19 protein-coding genes are annotated in these 17,668 nt (G+C 39.5%); 7 read left to right on the top strand and 12 right to left on the bottom strand.

Annotation, left to right across the window (positions count from 1 at the left end):
• Positions 1–17 precede the first annotated feature (17 nt).
• From F993_RS12585 to F993_RS12595, 3 genes are read left to right on the top strand one after another with little or no spacing between them, the layout of a single operon-like run.
• The gene (locus tag F993_RS12585; protein ID WP_004653543.1) at positions 18–797 is read left to right on the top strand and encodes a DUF1295 domain-containing protein; all 780 of its coding nucleotides are present in this window, start codon (positions 18–20) and stop codon (positions 795–797) included.
• An 8-nt stretch (positions 798–805) separates the two neighbouring features.
• Positions 806–1,855 (top strand): SAM-dependent methyltransferase, encoded by a 1,050-nt coding sequence (locus F993_RS12590; RefSeq protein WP_004653542.1) that lies wholly within the window; start codon positions 806–808, stop codon positions 1,853–1,855.
• Positions 1,856–1,890: 35 nt separating this feature from the next.
• Entirely contained in the window at positions 1,891–3,219 is a 1,329-nt protein-coding gene (locus tag F993_RS12595; RefSeq protein WP_004653541.1) for a sensor histidine kinase, read from the top strand.
• Here the strand turns inward: F993_RS12595 and F993_RS12600 are convergent.
• The 5 genes from F993_RS12600 to F993_RS12620 form a co-directional block, all read right to left on the bottom strand.
• Positions 3,216–3,911 (bottom strand): response regulator transcription factor, encoded by a 696-nt coding sequence (locus F993_RS12600; protein ID WP_004653540.1) that lies wholly within the window; start codon positions 3,909–3,911, stop codon positions 3,216–3,218. The genes F993_RS12595 and F993_RS12600 overlap by 4 nt on opposite strands.
• 15 nt (positions 3,912–3,926) lie before the next feature.
• Positions 3,927–4,421 carry a chalcone isomerase family protein gene (locus tag F993_RS12605; RefSeq protein WP_004653539.1) on the bottom strand — a complete coding sequence of 165 codons (495 nt, stop codon included), beginning with the start codon at positions 4,419–4,421 and terminating at the stop codon, positions 3,927–3,929.
• Between the two features lie 52 nt (positions 4,422–4,473).
• The gene (locus F993_RS12610) at positions 4,474–4,842 is read right to left on the bottom strand and encodes a hypothetical protein (protein WP_004653538.1); all 369 of its coding nucleotides are present in this window, start codon (positions 4,840–4,842) and stop codon (positions 4,474–4,476) included.
• A 34-nt stretch (positions 4,843–4,876) separates the two neighbouring features.
• Positions 4,877–5,443, bottom strand: coding sequence for a nuclear transport factor 2 family protein (locus F993_RS12615; RefSeq protein ID WP_004653537.1), 567 nt, complete (start codon positions 5,441–5,443; stop codon positions 4,877–4,879).
• 158 nt (positions 5,444–5,601) lie between these two features.
• Positions 5,602–5,901, bottom strand: a complete 300-nt coding sequence (locus F993_RS12620) for a DUF3817 domain-containing protein (protein ID WP_004653536.1) — start codon at positions 5,899–5,901, stop codon at positions 5,602–5,604.
• Positions 5,902–6,332: 431 nt separating this feature from the next.
• Between F993_RS12620 and F993_RS12625 the strand changes: the two genes are divergently transcribed.
• Positions 6,333–7,307 carry an NAD(P)H-dependent flavin oxidoreductase gene (locus tag F993_RS12625; RefSeq protein ID WP_004653535.1) on the top strand — a complete coding sequence of 325 codons (975 nt, stop codon included), beginning with the start codon at positions 6,333–6,335 and terminating at the stop codon, positions 7,305–7,307.
• 43 nt (positions 7,308–7,350) lie between these two features.
• Here the strand turns inward: F993_RS12625 and F993_RS12630 are convergent, their stop codons facing one another.
• The 3 genes from F993_RS12630 to F993_RS12640 form a co-directional block, all read right to left on the bottom strand.
• Positions 7,351–8,343 (bottom strand): NAD(P)H-quinone oxidoreductase, encoded by a 993-nt coding sequence (locus F993_RS12630; protein ID WP_004653534.1) that lies wholly within the window; start codon positions 8,341–8,343, stop codon positions 7,351–7,353.
• A gap of 91 nt (positions 8,344–8,434) precedes the next feature.
• Positions 8,435–9,679 carry a saccharopine dehydrogenase family protein gene (locus tag F993_RS12635; protein ID WP_004653532.1) on the bottom strand — a complete coding sequence of 415 codons (1,245 nt, stop codon included), beginning with the start codon at positions 9,677–9,679 and terminating at the stop codon, positions 8,435–8,437.
• A 36-nt stretch (positions 9,680–9,715) separates the two neighbouring features.
• Positions 9,716–10,612, bottom strand: coding sequence for a hypothetical protein (locus tag F993_RS12640; protein WP_004653531.1), 897 nt, complete (start codon positions 10,610–10,612; stop codon positions 9,716–9,718).
• Positions 10,613–11,030: 418 nt separating this feature from the next.
• On the opposite strand from F993_RS12640, the gene F993_RS12645 reads away from it, so the two are divergent.
• Positions 11,031–11,861 (top strand): alpha/beta fold hydrolase, encoded by an 831-nt coding sequence (locus tag F993_RS12645; RefSeq protein WP_004653530.1) that lies wholly within the window; start codon positions 11,031–11,033, stop codon positions 11,859–11,861.
• Between the two features lie 206 nt (positions 11,862–12,067).
• Positions 12,068–13,306, top strand: coding sequence for an NADH:flavin oxidoreductase/NADH oxidase family protein (locus tag F993_RS12650; protein ID WP_004653529.1), 1,239 nt, complete (start codon positions 12,068–12,070; stop codon positions 13,304–13,306).
• Positions 13,307–13,482: 176 nt separating this feature from the next.
• Here F993_RS12650 and F993_RS12655 read toward each other — a convergent pair whose 3' ends face one another.
• The 3 genes from F993_RS12655 to F993_RS12665 form a co-directional block, all read right to left on the bottom strand.
• Entirely contained in the window at positions 13,483–14,529 is a 1,047-nt protein-coding gene (locus F993_RS12655) for a hypothetical protein (RefSeq protein ID WP_004653528.1), read from the bottom strand.
• 178 nt (positions 14,530–14,707) lie between these two features.
• Positions 14,708–15,514 carry a type 1 glutamine amidotransferase domain-containing protein gene (locus F993_RS12660; RefSeq protein WP_004653527.1) on the bottom strand — a complete coding sequence of 269 codons (807 nt, stop codon included), beginning with the start codon at positions 15,512–15,514 and terminating at the stop codon, positions 14,708–14,710.
• A gap of 127 nt (positions 15,515–15,641) precedes the next feature.
• Complete coding sequence (locus F993_RS12665; RefSeq protein ID WP_004653526.1) at positions 15,642–16,055, bottom strand: MerR family transcriptional regulator; 414 nt, start codon at positions 16,053–16,055, stop codon at positions 15,642–15,644.
• 92 nt (positions 16,056–16,147) lie between these two features.
• Here F993_RS12665 and F993_RS12670 point away from each other — a divergent pair, with 92 nt between their 5' ends.
• Entirely contained in the window at positions 16,148–16,840 is a 693-nt protein-coding gene (locus F993_RS12670) for a type 1 glutamine amidotransferase domain-containing protein (RefSeq protein ID WP_004653525.1), read from the top strand.
• A gap of 103 nt (positions 16,841–16,943) precedes the next feature.
• Here F993_RS12670 and F993_RS12675 read toward each other — a convergent pair whose 3' ends face one another.
• The gene (locus F993_RS12675) at positions 16,944–17,645 is read right to left on the bottom strand and encodes an FMN-dependent NADH-azoreductase (protein ID WP_004653524.1); all 702 of its coding nucleotides are present in this window, start codon (positions 17,643–17,645) and stop codon (positions 16,944–16,946) included.
• Positions 17,646–17,668 lie beyond the last annotated feature (23 nt).

The following is a 17,668-nucleotide window of genomic DNA, read 5'->3' as shown; positions in this document are numbered from 1 at the left end:
ACATCAAGGAGACAGTGATGTTGTGGCAATTGTTTTTACTTGATTCTGTGTTAATGACAGGTTGTTGGTTATGGGCAGCCTACAATCACCGTGCTGGGATCGTTGATGTTGCTTGGAGTTTTTGCATAGCGCTGAATATTCTAATAACTGCATGGTTAGTGAATGATGCATTGATAAATGTCAGATTGTTTATTGGCGTATTCAGCTCAATTTGGTTTTTACGTTTAAGTTGGCATTTATGGCGTCGGTATCGAGCGGAATCAGCAGAAGATCGCCGATATGCCAATATGCGTCGTGCAATGGGGAAATATCAACATATTGGTTTCTATGTTTTTTTCATGTTTCAAGCAGGTTTGGCAATCTTATTTAGCATCCCGATGTGGAGTTTGCTTCATGTACCAAGCTCTGTTTGGAGTCCACAAACCCATGTTTTTTTGATCATTGCGGGGATCGTTATGCTGATTGCATTTCTAGGCGAGGTGATCGCGGATCAACAATTATTTCATTTCAAACAACAAAAGCAGAACGATGGCAAGACCATGGATCAAGGATTGTGGCGTTATTCGCGGCATCCCAACTATTTTTTTGAATGGATACATTGGTTTGCATATCCAATAATCGGACTGGCAGCAGGGTTATACAGTCTATGGATATATCCAATCATGATGTGGCTATTTTTGTATTACATCACCGGTATTCCATTTAGTGAACAACAAGCATTAAAAAATCGAGGTCAAAATTATCTCGATTATAAAAAACGAACTTCAATGTTTATTCCGTGGAAACCAAAAGAGTAGGTACGCACATGGACTTTATTATTAATCAATCATTAAAACTTGTTGAAAGTGGTTTGGTACCTGATCAGACGATTCGTGCTGCAATTCGAGCACTCAGTAAGAAGCGTTTGATTCAAGAAGGTCGTTATGATCCCGAACAAGGCGCTCAACGTTATATGGATGTGCTCAATATGTTGAAGCACAGCCAAATTGCAATTGAAACCGATAAGGCCAATGAGCAACATTATGAATTGCCCACGGCTTTTTTTGAGGCGGTTTTAGGAAAAAGACTTAAATATAGTGCCTGTTTCTTTCCACATGAACGAACTGGATTAGATGAAGCTGAGGAGTTCGCATTACAGATTTATAGCGATCGTGCCCAGTTAAATGACGGGCAACATATTCTGGAATTAGGATGTGGCTGGGGTTCATTTACGCTGTGGATGGCAGAGCGTTATCCAAATGCAAAAATTACGGCTGTTTCCAATTCAGCGACGCAACGTCAGCATATTCTGGCCAAAGCTGAAAAATATGGTTTAACGAATATCGAAGTTATTACCTGTGATGTCAATGTACTGGAATTGGAGCAAAACGCATTTGATCGTGTTGTTTCAGTCGAAATGTTTGAACACGTTAGGAACTACCAAAAACTTTTTGAGAAAATCCAATCGTGGCTCAAAGCGGATGGACTGTTATGGTGTCATATTTTCTGTCATCGTTTTTTGCATTATCCTTTTGAAATAAAAAGTGAATATGACTGGATGTCTCGATACTTCTTTACAGGTGGACTGATGCCTGCAAGTTCAACGTTTTTACACTTTCAAGAGCATCTGGAATTGTCGCAACATTGGCAGTGGTCTGGAACTCATTATGAAAAAACAGCAAATGCATGGCTAGAAAATATGGATCGTAACGCTGAACAGTTAAAACCACTTTTTAAAGAAGTATATGCACAAGATGCGGCGGCGTGGTGGCAGCGCTGGCGTATCTTTTTTATGGCTTGTGCTGAGTTGTTTGGATTCGAGCAGGGGCAAGAATGGATCGTTGGTCACTTCCTGTTCAAAAAGAAAGTCGTATAATTAAAACAAACAGCTGTTTTTAAGTAGGCGAGATTATGTTTAAAACCAATAATAGCGAGGCTAATAACCGTCCATTGAGTCGGATGTTTAATCGTTATTATTGGTTGCAGATCGGACTGATTGCGCTTTCAATTATTATCGGGATTGCCTGCAGCGCCTGGGTGATTAAAGGCTCATTACTTAAAACCGCACTTGAACAAGAAATGGAGCATTATTGGATGCGGGTTGATCGTAATCCGAATGCTGATTTACCCGATACTAAAAATTTATATGGCTACCGTTGGAAAAGTGAAAAACCTCCTGTCGCATTTCAAAATCAAATATTAAAACAAGGTGTTCACCGAATTTTTGTCGATGGCAAAGATCGTATGACCGTTTATGGGGAGAGAAATGGGCAGCATGTGCTACTGGTTTTTGGTGAAAGCAATGTCAATAAAATCGTTTGGATGTTCGGTTTAGCGCCATTAATGTTCAGTCTAATTGTGCTGTATAGCATTTTATGGTGGTCAAATCGGCGTGCCAAACGTTATTTTTCGCCAATTACCCGTTTAGCAAATGCGCTAGAACATATTGATTGGGCACATCAGCATAAAGAGGCATCTCCATTTCAAGGAATCAGTACCAATGGCAATATGGAAGCTGAATATTTAAAACAAGCATTAGAAAAATACCATCAAGTATTGAGTGAGTTTATTAATCGAGAACGCGAATTTACAGGAGATGTTAGTCATGAGCTACGGACTCCATTGACGATTTTAAAAGGCAATGTGCAACTATGTCAGGTTAAGTACGGCGAAGATAAATCACTACATCGTATTTCGAATACCATTGACGATATGCAATTACTGGTTGAAACCTTGTTGGCAATTGCACGCAATACTACCAACACATTGACTGCAGAGCATGTGAAGCTGTCCAATATCATCAGTGATTTAGTCCGGGAGTTGGAACCTGTCAGTCTAGGCAAGGGCGTGCAAATTTTTGTTATAGATGATGCTGAGGAATCAGCACGATGGGTTTATCCGTCCATGACAAAAATGGTGTTGAGCAATATTTTACGCAATGCACTAAATTATTCTCAAGGTACTAATATTCATATCATTCAACGTAAAAATAGTATTCTAATTGCTGATAATGGGATTGGTATTGCAATGCCGAATGATTGTAAAGTTCAGGAGTTAAATAGTTCACAACTTCAACTTACTGCCAAAGGACACGGCATTGGTTTACAGTTGGTCAAAAAATTATGTACCCAGTTAGGTTGGCGAGTTGAGCTATTTGACCGACAATATTATTTAAATACACATCCTCATCTGCAATTGGAGAATACAACAGGCTTAATCGTCGTCGTATATATAAATTAATGTGCTGTCATATCCAAAGCAACTTTTAGACCTACACCAGAAATGGTATGAATCAATTTTTCCTGAAAAGGTTTATCAATCATCTTTCTCAAATTGTAGATATGGCTACGTAATGCGTCGCTCTCAGGCTCTTCATCACCCCATAATTCGATAATAATTTCTTGTTTGCTAATCACTTTGGGTGAATTTCTCATCAAAATTTTTAACAATTTGAATTGAATCCGAGGAAGTTCAATCAATTGACCTGCACGTGTTATGGTTTGAGTGGCACTGTCTAAAATTAGATCGTGAATTTGAATTTTACTGCTTGATACTTCTCCGAGAGATCGTTTAATCAGGGCACGTACACGCATGACCAGTTCATTAAAATCAAAAGGTTTTACGAGGTAGTCATCTGTTCCTGCGCTAAAACCTTTTAATTTGTCATCGAGTGTATCTCTGGCGGTTAACATCAAAATAGGAATATCTTTGCCTTGATCAATTCTGAGCCATTCACATAAGTCATACCCTGAGCCGTCAGGTAAATTGATATCCAGTAAAAGTAAATGATACGGATGTGTTTTTAAAAAGTTACGGGCGGCATCGAGGTTACGTGCATGATCCACCACGAAACCATGTTGTTCTAGAAATTCACAAACTGTGGCGGCAAGTTCATAATGATCTTCAACCATAAGAATAAATTGATTGTTCATAATAATGGGATCTAGTTATTGATTTAGTAATTGTTGCTTTAATTTAGCATTAAATGGTGCGCTTCCAAACCAGATTTTAAAATATTGATTGGCTTGTCGGTCTGTGATTGAACCTAACACTTTTTGATTAAGGGAGAGATTTAATCGTTGGTTGATTGAATTGTATTCCAAAGAATATAGATCACCTTTTTTTACGGGTTTATACAGATCAGTAATTTGGTTTAATACGGATTCATTGGAAAAGCCGCTAACATTTTTTTTAAGATAATAGCTGGCTGCTTTTTTAAATGCCCATTCTGGAATATTTTGGTCGTAAGAAAAATCTAATCGGATATTTTGACTTTCCCAATGCTGATGACAATTGTCGGCATAATAAGTTACTGTACCAATATTTTTTGAGCTAACCAACAGAGGTGCAGTTGTGCATTTCTGTATATTTGCATGTGCCATGCCTAAACTTGCAGTTAAACATAAAAAACTGAATCCAAATCGCATCAAATAATTATTCATTTTTTCACCTAGATACTACTGTTTATTTAGATTGATTAATTTCTATATATTTTCAATAAATATAGAAGTTGAGATTACGTTCAACTTTTTGGATTTCATGGCTGGCATAACCTAAATTGGTTTGCTTACGATCTAAAATTGCATAGAGGAAAACACAATGATTCGTTTCTAGTGGCGTAATAATGTGGTATTGATGATCCGTGCTCATGAGCACACTTTCCAGAAAATCATGAGGACTAATTTCATCCATTAATTTTTTCTGGTAATTAAATAGATTCACATCTTCAGTTACCACGAAATCAAAATTAAAAGACTCATCACCGATAGTTTCTAAAATTGAACCATCAAAAGCATCTACTAAGGCCAAAACAACTAAACCTTCAATTTTATTGAATTGTTTTAATAATGAAATATTGTTCATTGTTTATTCTGCACTTATTTGCGATAGTCTTAGACTATTTCTTAAAGGGTAGAAGCAAAGAATAGCCTGTTCCGATATATGGAAGAGAGCGATATAAACCATTTGCAGGATCCCAATAGTCTTGTTGAAATATGATGAGATTTTTACTATTCACTTTGATTTGGCTAATGCCATAGGAAGACATGGTTTTTGTTCGACCGAACATTTTAAAATCATAGTTCATCTGCCAATGAATATAGGCCGAGTCATTTTTATGGGTTGCACTGATTAATTTTACCGATACCTTACTGACATGCTCATTCATCCCTGCAAAATGCTTTATGAGCTCATTTTTAGTTGAGAATTGAGAAAGCGTGTCATTGATATATAAATTATCAGCATAGAGCTGGCTTGCATTTTTTAGAAAATTGACTGTACCCATGCTATTAAATGCAGAAACAAAATTCTGACCAATCATTTGAGCTTGCATATCATTTAAGGTAATTCCAATAATTTCTTGGTCGGCCTGTTCATAGTCATGTGTGTAATTGGGCGTGCTTTTACAAGCCACCAAGGAGAGTAGGCTTAGTGTTGAGATAGCCAGTTTTTTTATAACATTCATATTGATGATCTCACTCCTTTTAAAAATATATTAAAATTTGGAATGTGAACCCAATGTGAAATCATGCATTGATCAGGTATGAATAGTTTTTTTATTCTTGGAAAAATAAAAAAGGAAATCAACAGATTTCCCTTCTTTTAAGTATGTGAAATTGAGATTTATAGCTTGGCTTGACGCTGTGCGATGTATTTTTCGTTCAAGAAGCCACCAAATGGAATAAAGGCAAGCACGAATAATCGAAGCAATTCCATTCCTGACCAAAGCGAAGCTGTACGAACCAAGTTCCAAAGATAGAATAAAAATGCCAGACCGTGAATTGGGCCCATGATCTTTGTTGCTATTGGTAAATCAAATGCATACTTGAGCGGAATCGCCACGAGAAATAACAGCAATAAAGTGACGGCTTCGAGAACAGAAGCGAAACGCATCTGTTGTAATCTTTTTGTCATCGCGCTCATAAAATAGCTCCAGGAGATTGATAAAAGAACCAAAAATTAACGAAGCATATCATCTTTAAGAGCGAGTGCATTGATATTGTTGGTAACGATTCTTATTTAATCATGCTGATGAAAAAGGGGATCCTATGGCAGCGAAGTAAAAGATTTCCTATTGATTTAAGGCATGACCACGAGAGGTAAGAATATTTGTTGATTAAAATTAAGTTAGATTGATTGTTAATATGTTGATATTTAATTAAATAACAAGTTTTTCATTCAACTGATTTGTTGTTTTTATTGGAAGGCGAATGTGAATCTAAATTTTATGCAACTTGTTGCATAAACTATTTTATCTGGATATGATGAAGTGAATCTAAAAAAAGTGAAATGCTTCTTATTTCTAAAAATGGCTTTATTTATTTGAAATAATGAGTATCTAAAGGATAAAAGCAATGTCAAAAATTCCAGAATTAATGAAAAACCTGAGACTCCCCATCATTGGTTCGCCGCTGTTTATTATTAGCACACCTAAGTTGGTTCTTGCTCAATGTAAAGCAGGTGTGATTGGCTCGATGCCAGCATTGAATGCACGGCCTGCCGAAAAGCTAGAAAAATGGCTGAAAGAAATTACCGAAGGAATCGCTGAACATAATGCCTTACATCCAGATCGACCTGCGGCCCCTTTTGCAATCAACCAGATCGTGCATAAAAGTAATAATCGTCTTGAACATGACATGGAACTGATCGTCAAATACAAAGTACCGATTGTGATTACATCTCTAGGTGCACGAACAGAGATCAATGATGCGACACATAGTTATGGTGGTGTCGTTTTACATGATGTCATCAATAATACCTTTGCCAAAAAGGCAATAGAAAAAGGTGCGGATGGTTTGATTGCAGTTGCAGCAGGTGCTGGTGGCCATGCAGGCGTGAAGAGCCCATTTCCTTTAATTCAGGAAATTCGTGAATGGTTTGATGGACCTTTGGCTTTGTCAGGTGCGATTTCTACTGGCGATGCGGTTCTTGCGGCACAGGCAATGGGAGCAGACTTTGCTTATATTGGTTCAGCATTTATTGCCACACATGAAGCCAATGCTGAGGACGCTTATAAGCAGGCGATTGTTGATCATAATTCAGATGAAATTGTCTATTCCAACCTATTTACCGGCGTACATGGCAACTATCTGGCGCCAAGTATTCGTGCAGCGGGGCTTGATCCAGCCAATTTACCTGAAGGTAATCTGAAAGATATGGATTTCAGTACACCGAATGAAGATGGTACACAGCACAAGGTCAAACCATGGCGTGATATTTGGGGATGTGGTCAAGGTTTAAATGCAATCAAAGCCACCATTTCAGTCGAAGAATTGGTGAGCCGGCTTGAAAGAGAGTATCTCGCAGCAAGAAAGCGACTTATGCTTTAAGTTTGAAGATCAGGCCTTAATTTCTAAGGCCTGATATGTTTTATTACGCTGACTTTTTAATAATGAGTGCCAACTTACCTACATGCTCACCTTGTTGTAACAGGGTATGCGCTTGCAGTGCATCTTCCAGATCAAAAGCTTGATACAACAATGGTTTTAGCTGCCCTTTAGCAATTAAAGGCCAAACTTTGTCTTGCAGGGCAGCCATAACCTGAGCTTTGGCTTCTGGCGACTGAGAACGTAAGGTTGCACCTGTATGGGTCAGACGTTTTGCCAGCATTGGAAAGATATTCAGATTCTGTGCTAGTCCTTTCAGTACACCAATTTGTAAAATGGTGCCGTTCATGGCTGCGACTTCATAGTTCTTTTGAATATAATCACCTGCAATAATATCCAGTACAAAGTCGACACCTTTCCCATCGGTATGCTTTTTAACTTCCTCAACAAAATCTTGTTGCTTGTAGTTAATGGCAATATCTGCACCAATCTCAATACTGGCCTGTTGATGCGCTGCACTTGAAACGGTGGTAAAGATTTGAGTTGCACCAAAAGCACGGGTCAGCATGGTAGCCGTTGTCCCGATACCAGAGGTGCCACCATGAATCAGAATCGAACTATTCGGACGAAATTGAGCATGCTGGAATAAATGCGACCAAACCGTCATAAAGGTTTCTAATAGAATACCGGCTTCAACCAAGGTAAGGCCATCAGGAATAAATAGCACATTGTCTTGATGCGCAACAACATATTCGGCATAGCCACCACCTTGAACCAAAGCACAGACTTCATCACCAACTTTAAATTTAGTGACCAATGGGCCGACTTGTTTCACAATCCCAGAAACTTCTAGCCCTGGAATATCGGTAACACCAGGTGGTGGTGCATATAGGCCTTGCCGTTGCATGACATCAGGACCATTAATCCCAGCAGCAACCACTTCAATTAAGATACCGTCATTGGTTAACTCGGGTATTGGTCGTTCACTGACGGTAATGACCTCTGGACCACCAGCACCATTAAAGGTAATAGATTTCATTGATTTAGTTCCTAACCACTCATCATATTATTGACATGTTGAACATTATTTAAAAACGTGTTTGTTAATCCATGATTGGACCTATAAACATTTAAATCTGTTCAAATGTGAGCCCGGCATGGTCTGTTAAACGTTGAATAAATCGATCATCAAACATGGTTGCAGGTGTCCAAAAGCCACCTTGAGGCGTCGGTTTTTCGCCATCTTTGGCATGGTCAATCGCAAGACTCAACGCCGCTTGTCCCAACATTTTTCCTGTAGAGCCATAACCTGGGTCACGGTCGCCTGTCACTTTGATTTTTAAACTTTGTCCTGCATCGGTTTTACCCACAAAACGTAAGTCAAATCGTCCTGCCAATTGTTGCTCTGGAGTAGGGCCTTCTCCCGGCTTTGGTAATAGATAACGTTCCATCACTTGGCTAATCGGTTTACTGACCGCAGCGAGCATAAATGTACCAAGACCAGAGACGACAGTTAAGGCTTTTAAACGTCCTTTTAGCCCTTCGCCAGTCAAGATGGCTTCGTTATAACTAAAGTTGTTACCGTAGGCATTCCCCGATAAGGCATTGGAACGCTGTACCACACGCTCGTTTACTGCAGCCATGACAAAAGGTGCAATCCATGCATTGAAATCGGGGTCGAATTTGGCAGTTTTAATATAAATCTGTCTTTGGGTATTGCCATGATCTGCGGGGCAGAGAATGTATGGATTAAGTAGGTCTTTACGCAATGCTGGATCAGCAGCAGCTTCTTGCACCACATTAATCAAGCTTGCAACTGTACCGCCAGATGCACCACCTTTTAGGGTTTTAACCCGCATGGAAACTTGAGTAGCTGGTGCATTAAACTGCTGTTGTGCTTGTTGTTGTAGAAAATAAACCCCCATATCGGATGGGACCGAATCAAAACCACAACAATGTACAATACGCGCACCTGATTGCTGTGCTTGAGCTTCATACTTCGTGATCATTTGTTTAATCCACTGGGTTTCGCCAGTCAGATCACAATAATCTGTTCCGTTATTCACACAGGCTTGAATTAACGGTTCACCATACAAAGCATATGGGCCAACCGTTGAGACTACTACACGTGTTTGTGCACAAAGCGCATCAAGTTCGGTTTTGCTATTGGCATCGGCAATCAAGATCGGCACAGCTTCTCCAACTGTACCTAAGGTATCTTTCACTTGTTGTAGTTTTTGTTGTGAACGGCCCGCGATCGCCCAACGCAGTTGCTCTTTTTGAGAAGCAAAATATTCGGCCAGATATTTAGTCAAAATTTGGCCGACAAAGCTGGTGGCTCCGAAGACCACAAGATCATAATTTAATTTTGCCATTGCTTGTTTTTCCTTAACTGTTCGATCAATTGAATATTAAAGTGCGCTAGGTAAATGAAGGATAACTTGTGCATCTTGAATTACATCTAAACGAAGAATTTTTGATGCGCCAAGTTCGTCCAATAATTGGCTTAAAGGTCCGCCATGACGAGCTAATTTGATTTTTCTTGGTAAAAGCTTTTGTCCGAAAGATAAGAGATTCGATTGCACTTGTGTTTGATGCCATTTGCCATCCACCAGATGTAGCATGGTTGCTTGGCTGATACGTGATTCTGATTTTACTTGCTTTAAATTTGGCGTTGAGGCCGTGAGGCTTAAATCCATTTTTCCAGTACGATCAGTTAGATTGGCATTGACCTCGATCGGGTTAATGTCGACATTAATTTCAGTCAACCATTTAGGTAGTTGATAGCCATAAACACCACGTACCCGTGCTATTTCAGTATCAACAGGTAGCGCTAAAACATGTGCGTAAAAATGACGTTGTCGAATCGAGTTTGCGAGTTCTAGTGCATGAGAACCATGCGCATTGGGTTTACGCACCACAATTGCGATTGAAACTTCGTTATAGGGGTCATTATCACAAACGGAATAGGTAAAGAAAGTGAGTGCCACCAGTCCGTAACCGGGAAAAGCCTGTAGCGGTTCTAAAGAAGCTGGCAATTTTTTCTTGAGTTGTTTGAGTGGTGCTAACATTAACACTTGAACATTAGCGCTACGGTAATAAAAATTGGGGGCCCAAACAGCACCGACTCTGGATTCAACTAATTTTTTAGGCGTTTTGCGGAAGAAATCAATATTACTTACCGCAGGATCTTGAGCGACTATATCTAGATCAGGATTCATTCTAAAACGATCATAGTAGCCACCCTTGGGTACTTTGACCTTTTGTTGCCCAAATTCAATTTCAGTAAACTGTTTATCGCTATTCATATTGGTTAACCTATATATTGCCCCAACTACTTGAAGGTCTAAGCTTAAACTCGCGTATTTATCACCTTTGAGATCACTATAAGATTAAAGCTAACTTTAAAGTCAAGTGGCAAGATTGAAAATTTGAAACATACAAAACTGATTCGTTATAAGAATGTAAACATATTAAAAACTGGAAGTATTTACTATCCAAATTAAATTGTTTTATTTCAATGCCTAAGATTAAACTTCTACTCAATTTTAGAAAGCACGAAATTACACTTTTGTTATCAGAATGGGACTAATTATATTGACCTTAAAGCGAACTTTAATCTTAGTATAGAGTCACTATCCATGTGGATAGTTTGAGATTTCACGAACATTGATTAGAACATAGATCAGAACTCGACAGTGTAAATCTTACACAGGAGAAACAAAGATGGCTTACGTTACGACAAAAGATGGTGTAGATATTTTTTATAAAGACTGGGGACCTCGCGATGCGCAGGTGTTATTTTTTCATCATGGTTGGCCTCTGAGTTCGGATGATTGGGATGCGCAACTGTTATTTTTCCTGAATGAAGGTTTCCGTGTTGTCGCACATGACCGTCGTGGACATGGTCGTTCCAGTCAAGTTTGGGATGGTCACGATATGGACCATTATGCAGATGATGTTGCGGCTGTAGTGCAGCATCTTGGGATTAAGAGCGCGATTCATATTGGCCATTCAACAGGCGGTGGAGAGGTGGCTCACTATATTGCACGTCATGGCGAAGCAAATGTTGCCAAGGCCGTTTTGGTGAGTGCGGTACCTCCCATTATGGTCAAAACAGCAAATAATCCTGATGGTCTGCCTAAAGAAGTCTTTGATGACTTGCAAAATCAGTTATTTAAAAACCGTTCGAAATTTTACTATGATTTACCAGCGGGTCCTTTCTATGGTTTTAACCGTCCAGATGCAAATGCCTCTGAACCAGTGATCTGGAATTGGTGGCGTCAAGGCATGATGGGAGGGGCAAAAGCTCATTATGATGGCATTGTGGCCTTTTCCCAGACTGATTTTACTGAGGACCTGAAAAAGATTTCAGTCCCTGTACTGGTGATGCATGGTGATGATGATCAAGTTGTACCTTATGAAAATTCTGGGGCATTGTCTGCGAAGTTGGTACAGAACGGGACTTTAAAAACGTATAAAGGTTTTTCGCATGGCATGTTAACCGTGAATGCCGATGTGATTAATCCAGACTTATTGGCGTTCATACGCGCATAGCCGTATTGATTTCATTCAACATACTATTCAGGAATAGAGGCATATTTGCCTCTATTTTTTTATCTAAAAAAAGAGTGCAGCTATATTGATCTAAGCCGATGAAGTTATGCAACTTTAAAAATAATTTACTGAACAAATAAAAAAGGGATTGACATTAAAGTTCACTTTAATCTTAAAGTAAATCCATACTCAATGAGGTGATAAAAATGAAAGTTTTTGAAAAATTAGTTCTCCCAAATGGTTCACATATCCCAAATCGTATTGCAAAAGCTGCAATGGAAGAAAATATGGCGGATTTAAATCATGCACCATCTGAAGAACTCATGCGTTTATATCAAGCTTGGGCCGATGGTGGCGTCGGTTTGATTATCACAGGTAATGTCATGGTGGATCGTCGTGCTATGACAGGACCTGGTGGTGTCGTTCTGGAAGATGAAAAGTATTTGGATACCTTTAAACGATGGGCGCAAATAGGTGGTTCGAAAGGTGCGCAAGTTTTGCTGCAAATCAATCATCCTGGTCGTCAAATGCAAGCCAATTTAGGTCAAGAAACGTGGGCGCCTTCTGCAGTTGCTTTAGATCTGGGAAAAATGTCAGATCGTTTTAATACACCGATTGAAATGGACCAAGCGATGATTGATGAAGTGATCCAACGTTTTGCCAACACTGCTCGTTTAGGCGAAAAAGCTGGTTTTACTGGTGTTGAAATTCATGCAGCGCATGGTTATTTACTCAGTCAGTTCCTTTCACCACTCAGTAATAAGCGTCAAGATCAGTGGGGCGGCACGTTGGAAAATCGTGCGCGCATCCTGATTGAGATTGTTAAAGCGGTACGTGCTGTGGTTTCAGACAGATTTACAGTGGCAGTTAAACTGAACTCAGCTGACTTCCAACGCGGTGGTTTTAGTGCTGAAGATGCGCAACAAGTGGTGCTGATGCTAAATGAATTAGCGGTAGATCTAGTCGAGCTATCAGGTGGGAGTTATGAAGCACCTGCAATGCAAGGTCAGTCACGTGATGGCCGTACCTTGGCACGTGAAGCTTATTTTCTGGAATTTGCTCAAGAGATCCGCAAAGTAGCCAAGATGGCTGTAATGGTGACAGGTGGAATTCGACGTAAACAAGTCGCTGAACAGGTGATTGATAGTGGTGTCGATATGGTGGGGATTGCCACAGCTTTGGCTATTGATCCAAATCTCCCAAATGAGTGGAAACAAGGACAAAATACGGCACCAGAGTTGAAAGCAATTACTTGGGAAAATAAAACCTTAGCTTCATTGGCCAATATGGCGACCGTGAAATTCCAGTTGCGTAAACTCAGTCTTGGTAAATCGACTAATCCAAAAGTCTCTCCGCTTTGGGCGTTGATTTTGCAACAATCAGCAATGACATGTCGTACGCGTCAATATAAAAATAGGATGCGCAGCTATTCATTTGCATCTTAAATGGACCAAGAAGTCGCCAATACTCAGGCAATAGATTGAACAACAGCCAATTGCAGAACAATCTGTAATTGGTTTTTTTATTGGTAGGCGCTTAAAAATATTTGAAAGGAAAAAGTGATTTCTGTCTATAAAAAAATCCGCTTTACTCAGAAAGCGGATTTTTTATGTTCTGATATTTATTTTTTATTGTCTTTAGCTTGATCTAACGCAGGAAAAGGAACGGGCATATTCAGAGCCAATTGAGCATCTTTTACTACATCTAAGCGTAAGATTTTGTTTGCACCTAAGTCATCAAGCAATTTGCTCAACGGACCACCACTGCGGACAAGTTGTACATTTTTAGGAAATAGCTTCTGTCCAAATGCAAGCGTATTCGATTCCACAGAAGTACTGTGCCATTTGCCATCAACTAACTGATACATGGTCTTGGTTTCAATCCGAGATTGTGGTTTGACCGTTTTAATTTTAGGTAAAGGCGCAGTTAGAGTTAAATCAGGCTTGCCATCGGTATTAAAAATATGAGCCTGTAGGTTTTGAGTATCAATTTTCATATCAATTGGGGTTAACCACTTAGGTAGTTGATAACCATAAACGCCACGAACACGGGCAATTTCCGTATCAACAGGCAAGGCCAGTACATGTCCATAATAGGTATGATTTCGCATAGAGCTGAGCAATTCAGTGCTATTAAAGTGATGTGCACCAGGCTGACGAACCACAATGGCAACAGAAACCTCATCGTAGGGATCGACATCACCCACGGCATAAGAGAAGAAAGTCAATGAAACCAAGCCATACCCTGGGAGTGGCTGTAAAGGTTCAAGTGGAGCGGGGAGTTTAGCTTTTAATTTTGCAATAGGCGCTAACATCAATACTTGAACATTACTGGTTCGATAATAGAAATTCGGTGACCAGACTTGACCGACTCGTGTATCAACCAGCTTTTTAGGAATACTACGAAAGTAGTCAATATTTCCTGCCGCAGGGTCTTTGGCCACTTCATCTAAGTTTGGATTCATACGGAAACGATCATAATAGCCGCCTTTCGGCACATTGACTTTATAGGGACCAAACTCAACGACAGTCGTTTGCTTGGTATTTGGAGCAGTAAGATCGCTTGTGGTGGTATTGATTGGGGCTTCAGCTGCATAGCTTGCTGTGCTGAGTAATAAGCCGATGGATATCGTAACGATGTTACGAGTTAAAGCAAAATTGTTGAACATGTTGATGTTCCTCCTATTAACCTAAATGAAATGCTAAGATTAAAGCTCACTTTAAGGTCAAGCGTTTTCAGAGGAAGCTGAATGGATCAGATATTCAATTGAGGGCAAAAGAGGGTTTTGGGTCAATTTAATTTGATAAAAAGGCCAGCTCTTTTAAACTGGCTTTTTATTAACGATTTTAATTCAAAGTTTTTAACCGTTTGACAACGGCTTCAGCAATTTCTTTACTGGATTGCGGATTCTGCCCAGTGATTATTCGATCGTCAGTAATCACATAAGATGTAAAGGGTAAAAAGCCACGCTTATACTTTGCGCCGCGTGTGACCAATCCATCTTGTAAGGAGAAAGGAACTTGAGATTTTATCCCAGACAAGCTTTCTTCAATATTGGCAAAACCAGTAACAGTTCGACCTGCAATGAGCGCTTTACCAGTCGTATCTTGTAGTGGCAATAATCCTCCAACACCATGACAAACTGCAGATACGATGCCACCTTGTTGGTAAATTTTTTCACTAATATTCTTTAGCGCTTGGTTGTTGGGAAAATCCCACATGGTGCCATGACCACCTGTGTAATAAACTGCTTTGTAATGAGAAGGATCAATAGCGTTAGGCGTAAGGGTATTATTTAAGCGCTGCATAAATTGAGAATCAGCCAGATGTTTTTTAGCTGATTGATCCACATAAATTGGCTTTAGGCTACGCTCATCTAGAGGTACAGCACCACCTTGTGGACTGACAAAATCCATGTCATAGCCAGCCGCAAGCGCAACATCATAAAAATGCGTGAGTTCAGTCAGCCATAATCCTGTCGTATCTGAGCGAGTTGGATAAGCTGAGTGGTTGGTCATCACCACCAAAATTTTGCCTTTTGGCGTAGCTTGTATATGCTGTTGAGTAGTTTCGGTTGCATAAGCCATATTACTGATGAATATAAGCATAAAAAAGCCAATCAACCATTTTGGGAATTTCCAAACTTTAAACATGACAGGTTCCTCATTCATTACCTGAGATTGATGCTATGTTTAAAGTTAGGTTTAAGGTCAAGTGCTTTTGTGCATTTGTTTATGAATAGGAGCCGTGGTTGCAGCCTAAAAACTTATAAACAAAGTATTAGGCTTTGTCGTTGGTATAGTAAAGATTAAGCAAACGTTGCGCATTTTCTTCACAGGTAATTTCATCTGGTTTGCTATTGATCGCTATAATCATCATTTGCAGGTTTTGTTTACTGATTGCAAGTTTTTGTTCAAGCTCTTCAATATCCTTGATTTTGCTCTCAAGTAAGCCGATCAGGATATCATGATCCCATGAAGAGACGTTTGAAGGTAAGAACGCTTTAATTTCTGTCAGAGAAAAGCCAACTTGCTGAGCCTGTTGAATCAGGAATAATTGCTTGAGATCATTCTCACTATAATGTCGGTAACCATTGGATTTACGTTTTGCCTTGGGCAGCAGTTTGATTTGTTCATAATAGCGAATCGTTGGAGTGCTTAGACCACTTTGTTTTGATAATTCACTAATATTCATCTTACTGATCTCCTCTTGACATTCAAGCAAACTTTAAGCTTATAGTTAGACAAAAGCAAGACTAAAATAAATTTATAAAGCCGAGGTAAAAGATGTCGAAACGTATCCTGCATGTTGTAACCAATATCTCGAAATATGAAGGGATCGACCGGCCAACAGGGCTATGGTTAGGCGAGTTAACGCATGCCTATGATGAGTTTGATAAGCAAAATTATCTTCAAGATATTGTGAGCCCTAATGGTGGTTTATCTCCGATAGAACCTAAGTCATTAGAGAGTTTTGTTGCCGATGCTTCTGTGCTTAAGCGTAAAAATGATCCTACATTTATGCAATTACTTGAAACAACAAAAAAACCTTCTGAGATTAACTGGCAAGATTATGATGCCATCTATTACACCGGTGGGCATGGGGTGATGTGGGACTTTCTAGACAATGCTGAATTGCAGGACATCACTAAAAATATCTATGAACAAGGCGGCGTTGTTGCCAGTGTCTGTCATGGCTATTGTGGGTTGCTTAATGTTCGACTTTCTACAGGAGAATATTTAATTGCCGGAAAGAAACTTACAGGATTTGCATGGTGCGAAGAAGTATTGGCAGGAGTCGCTAAGAAAGTTCCTTATAACGCCGAAGAGCTAGCCAAAGAACGTGGAGCACATTATCAAAGGAAGTTTATTCCTTTTTTTCCGAATGTCGTACGAGATGCGAATTTAATTACAGGTCAGAACCCATTTTCTGCACGAGTGACTGCATTTGCAATGATTGATGCTTTAGAAGCAAAGTAATTTTTTCTGAATAATGGCCAAATAGAGCGGAATAAAGTGATCAGATCATCACTTTATTCACGCGCTTTCAATCTTGATCAGACTTTATGTCTAGAGCTTGATCTTATTTATATTCGAGCTGTGTTACAGGACTTTTTTGATCCACAAATATTAACTTTTCAGCAAGGGATTCCGCTTGATGTAATGCATGTGCTAGTGAGTTCTGATGGCGAATATCTGCAAATTCTTGATATTCAGATGCAATTTCATAAATCTGCTCAACCCCTAAATATTTACTTAAGGTTCGCAGATGCGGGACGAGATGACCTTGATTCGCGCGAATCCCATCGGTGTCAAAACCAAATTCACCACTTGAGCTAATGATGACCAGACGTTTACCTGATAGTAAGGGTTGGAGTGGAAAGTCACCACGCGCAAGGTCAAAGTCAAACGTTTTATTGATCCGGATGATTTGATCAAACCATGCTTTTAACTGCGCAGGCATACCATAGTTATACATTGGTGAGGAAATCACGATCAGATGAGCTGCTGAGACTTCGGCAATCAATTGGTCTGATAGAGCCAAAAGATCTTTTTGGCTCCGTGTTCTTTTTTCTTCAGGAGTAAACACAGCACCGATCCAATCTTGATTAATAAAAGCTGGTGGATTCACACCAACATCACGATAAATATATTCATCTATCGCGTGTTGCTTTTGTAATGCACTGATAAAGCGCTTCGCAATATTCTTTGAAATGGAGTTATGATTTGGATTCGGATTGAAAGCTGCTCGAACACTGGCATCAATATGTAATAAGGTCGTCATGATCGGTCACTTGAGGAATTAAA

The sequence above is a fragment of the Acinetobacter proteolyticus genome (genome assembly GCF_000367945.1).
Classification (GTDB): domain Bacteria; phylum Pseudomonadota; class Gammaproteobacteria; order Pseudomonadales; family Moraxellaceae; genus Acinetobacter; species Acinetobacter proteolyticus.
The sequence above is the reverse complement of the archived record's forward strand: the minus strand, read 5'-3'. Positions and strand labels throughout refer to the sequence as shown.

Bases quoted from the DNA above. Each gene is read 5' to 3' on its own strand.
- F993_RS12585 (WP_004653543.1), top strand. From the start codon at position 18: ATGTTGTGGCAATTGTTTTTACTTGATTCTGTGTTAATGACAGGTTGT.
- F993_RS12590 (WP_004653542.1), top strand. From the start codon at position 806: ATGGACTTTATTATTAATCAATCATTAAAACTTGTTGAAAGTGGTTTG.
- F993_RS12595 (WP_004653541.1), top strand. From the start codon at position 1,891: ATGTTTAAAACCAATAATAGCGAGGCTAATAACCGTCCATTGAGTCGG.
- F993_RS12600 (WP_004653540.1), bottom strand. From the start codon at position 3,911: ATGAACAATCAATTTATTCTTATGGTTGAAGATCATTATGAACTTGCC.
- F993_RS12605 (WP_004653539.1), bottom strand. From the start codon at position 4,421: ATGAATAATTATTTGATGCGATTTGGATTCAGTTTTTTATGTTTAACT.
- F993_RS12610 (WP_004653538.1), bottom strand. From the start codon at position 4,842: ATGAACAATATTTCATTATTAAAACAATTCAATAAAATTGAAGGTTTA.
- F993_RS12615 (WP_004653537.1), bottom strand. From the start codon at position 5,443: ATGAATGTTATAAAAAAACTGGCTATCTCAACACTAAGCCTACTCTCC.
- F993_RS12620 (WP_004653536.1), bottom strand. From the start codon at position 5,901: ATGAGCGCGATGACAAAAAGATTACAACAGATGCGTTTCGCTTCTGTT.
- F993_RS12625 (WP_004653535.1), top strand. From the start codon at position 6,333: ATGTCAAAAATTCCAGAATTAATGAAAAACCTGAGACTCCCCATCATT.
- F993_RS12630 (WP_004653534.1), bottom strand. From the start codon at position 8,343: ATGAAATCTATTACCTTTAATGGTGCTGGTGGTCCAGAGGTCATTACC.
- F993_RS12635 (WP_004653532.1), bottom strand. From the start codon at position 9,679: ATGGCAAAATTAAATTATGATCTTGTGGTCTTCGGAGCCACCAGCTTT.
- F993_RS12640 (WP_004653531.1), bottom strand. From the start codon at position 10,612: ATGAATAGCGATAAACAGTTTACTGAAATTGAATTTGGGCAACAAAAG.
- F993_RS12645 (WP_004653530.1), top strand. From the start codon at position 11,031: ATGGCTTACGTTACGACAAAAGATGGTGTAGATATTTTTTATAAAGAC.
- F993_RS12650 (WP_004653529.1), top strand. From the start codon at position 12,068: ATGAAAGTTTTTGAAAAATTAGTTCTCCCAAATGGTTCACATATCCCA.
- F993_RS12655 (WP_004653528.1), bottom strand. From the start codon at position 14,529: ATGTTCAACAATTTTGCTTTAACTCGTAACATCGTTACGATATCCATC.
- F993_RS12660 (WP_004653527.1), bottom strand. From the start codon at position 15,514: ATGTTTAAAGTTTGGAAATTCCCAAAATGGTTGATTGGCTTTTTTATG.
- F993_RS12665 (WP_004653526.1), bottom strand. From the start codon at position 16,055: ATGAATATTAGTGAATTATCAAAACAAAGTGGTCTAAGCACTCCAACG.
- F993_RS12670 (WP_004653525.1), top strand. From the start codon at position 16,148: ATGTCGAAACGTATCCTGCATGTTGTAACCAATATCTCGAAATATGAA.
- F993_RS12675 (WP_004653524.1), bottom strand. From the start codon at position 17,645: ATGACGACCTTATTACATATTGATGCCAGTGTTCGAGCAGCTTTCAAT.